The following is a 3,182-nucleotide window of genomic DNA, read 5'->3' as shown; positions in this document are numbered from 1 at the left end:
GCCTAAATACTTCCTAATGACCGATAGCGGACCAGTACCGTGAGGGAAAGGTGAAAAGTACCCCGGGAGGGGAGTGAAACAGTACCTGAAACCGTGTGCTTACAATCCGTCAGAGCAGGCATTGGTTTCTGTGATGGCGTGCCTTTTGAAGAATGAGCCTGCGAGTTAGTGTTACGTCGCGAGGTTAACCCGTGTGGGGTAGCCGTAGCGAAAGCGAGTCTGAACAGGGCGAGTGTAGTGGCGTGATCTAGACCCGAAGCGGAGTGATCTACCCATGGCCAGGTTGAAGCGACGGTAAGACGTCGTGGAGGACCGAACCCACTTCAGTTGAAAATGGAGGGGATGAGCTGTGGGTAGGGGTGAAAGGCCAATCAAACTCCGTGATAGCTGGTTCTCCCCGAAATGCATTTAGGTGCAGCGTTGCGTGTTTCTTGCCGGAGGTAGAGCTACTGGATGGCCGATGGGCCCTACAAGGTTACTGACGTCAGCCAAACTCCGAATGCCGGTAAGTGAGAGCGCAGCAGTGAGACTGTGGGGGATAAGCTTCATAGTCGAGAGGGAAACAGCCCAGACCACCAACTAAGGCCCCTAAGCGTGTGCTAAGTGGGAAAGGATGTGGAGTTGCTTAGACAACCAGGAGGTTGGCTTAGAAGCAGCCATCCTTGAAAGAGTGCGTAATAGCTCACTGGTCAAGTGATTCCGCGCCGACAATGTAGCGGGGCTCAAGTACACCGCCGAAGTTGTGGCATTCACACATATACCTCAGCCGCTCCCTTTGTGGGGTTGGTTCAGGGGTGTGGATGGGTAGGGGAGCGTCGTGTGGGCGGTGAAGTCGCGGTGGAAACCAGCGGTGGAGCCTACACGAGTGAGAATGCAGGCATGAGTAGCGAAAGACGGGTGAGAAACCCGTCCGCCGAATGATCAAGGGTTCCAGGGTCAAGCTAATCTGCCCTGGGTAAGTCGGGACCTAAGGCGAGGCCGACAGGCGTAGTCGATGGACAACGGGTTGATATTCCCGTACCGGCGAAAAACCGCCAATACTGAGCGGGGGATACTAACCACCCCCCACCCAATCGGATCTCCCTTCGGGGAGCCATGGTTGTGGTGGTGGCTGGGACCTGATCCTGGGAGGTAAGCGTATTAACAGGTGTGACGCAGGAAGGTAGCCGGGCCGGGCGATGGTTGTCCTGGTCTAAGGATGTAGGGTCAGGGATAGGCAAATCCGTTCCTGTGTGCTTCGAGCACGTTCCTGAGATCTGATGGGACCCCCGTTTGGGGGGATCCGGTGATCCTATGCTGCCTAGAAAAGCATCGACGCGAGGTTTTAGCTGCCCGTACCCCAAACCGACACAGGTGATCAGGTAGAGAATACCAAGGCGATCGAGAGAATTATGGTTAAGGAACTCGGCAAAATGCCCCCGTAACTTCGGGAGAAGGGGGGCCTGCCCCGTGATGGAGACTTGCTTTCCGGAGCGGGTGTGGGCCGCAGAGACCAGGGGGAAGCGACTGTTTACTAAAAACACAGGTCCGTGCGAAGTCGCAAGACGATGTATACGGACTGACTCCTGCCCGGTGCTGGAAGGTTAAGAGGACCGGTTAGCCCCTTGTGGGCGAAGCTGGGAATTTAAGCCCCAGTAAACGGCGGTGGTAACTATAACCATCCTAAGGTAGCGAAATTCCTTGTCGGGTAAGTTCCGACCTGCACGAATGGAGTAACGACTTCCCCGCTGTCTCAACCATAAACTCGGCGAAATTGCAGTACGAGTAAAGATGCTCGTTACGCGCAGCAGGACGGAAAGACCCCGAGACCTTTACTATAGTTTGGTATTGGTGTTCGGAGTGGCTTGTGTAGGATAGGTGGGAGACGTTGAAGCCCGGACGCCAGTTCGGGTGGAGTCATCGTTGAAATACCACTCTGGTCACTTTGGACATCTAACTTCGGCCCGTGATCCGGGTCAGGGACAGTGCCTGATGGGTAGTTTAACTGGGGCGGTTGCCTCCTAAAAAGTAACGGAGGCGCCCAAAGGTTCCCTCAGCCTGGTTGGCAATCAGGTGTCGAGTGTAAGTGCACAAGGGAGCTTGACTGTGAGAGAGACATCTCGAGCAGGGACGAAAGTCGGGACTAGTGATCCGGCGGTACATTGTGGAATGGCCGTCGCTCAACGGATAAAAGGTACCTCGGGGATAACAGGCTGATCTTGCCCAAGAGTCCATATCGACGGCATGGTTTGGCACCTCGATGTCGGCTCGTCGCATCCTGGGGCTGGAGTAGGTCCCAAGGGTTGGGCTGTTCGCCCATTAAAGCGGTACGCGAGCTGGGTTTAGAACGTCGTGAGACAGTTCGGTCCCTATCCGCTGCGCGCGCAGGAAATTTGAGAAGGGCTGTCCTTAGTACGAGAGGACCGGGACGGACGAACCTCTGGTGTGTCAGTTGTACTGCCAAGTGCATCGCTGATTAGCTACGTTCGGATGGGATAACCGCTGAAAGCATCTAAGCGGGAAGCCTGCTTCAAGATGAGATTTCCATGCACCTTGTGTGTGAGAGGCCCCCAGCCAGACCACTGGGTTGATAGGCCGGATGTGGAAGCGGGGACTAAAGACCCGTGAAGCTGACCGGTACTAATAGGCCAACAACTTACACCACCCAAAAAAACAAAGCACTGCACGCGTCCACTATGTGGTTCCCGAACAACAAACCGTTCCAGGAACCAACACATAACGAATAAACAACACCACACATGTTGTAACCACAAGTCTTCCCACCCCCACGGGGGAACGGGTGAAAAGGTTACGGCGGTCATAGCGTGGGGGAAACGCCCGGTCCCATTCCGAACCCGGAAGCTAAGACCCACAGCGCCGATGGTACTGCACCCGGGAGGGTGTGGGAGAGTAGGACACCGCCGGACACTAATTACAACGGGAGCCCCGACCACGACGGTCGGGGCTCCCGCCATTTAACACCACAAACCACACCCAGCAGTGTGAAAATGGCCACGGGCAGGTTCCAACGGTGCCTGGTCGTTCGGTGGCTGAGTGGCAGTCGCCTAGAATTGCATAAGACATACGAGCCGGTGCAGGTCATGCGCCGGCGGCGTAACAACGAAATAAGGGTTATGAGCGACTACGCACGCGCCACTGGTCGGCTCGCAACAGGAGGAATCCATAATGGCTGAGCACAACGG

At 55.7% G+C, this 3,182-nt stretch carries 2 rRNA genes; both read left to right on the top strand.

Annotation, left to right across the window (positions count from 1 at the left end):
• Positions 1-2,644 (top strand): 23S ribosomal RNA (locus tag ACFV20_RS36595); the annotation flags it as partial.
• Between the two features lie 145 nt (positions 2,645-2,789).
• A 5S ribosomal RNA gene (gene rrf / locus ACFV20_RS36590) occupies positions 2,790-2,906 on the top strand.
• Positions 2,907-3,182: the final 276 nt, after the last annotated feature.

Origin of the sequence: Streptomyces sp. NPDC059696 (assembly GCF_042733745.1) — a bacterium.
Classification (GTDB): domain Bacteria; phylum Actinomycetota; class Actinomycetes; order Streptomycetales; family Streptomycetaceae; genus Streptomyces.
Note: the sequence above shows the minus strand (reverse complement) of the source record. Positions and strands in the feature narration are given on the sequence as shown.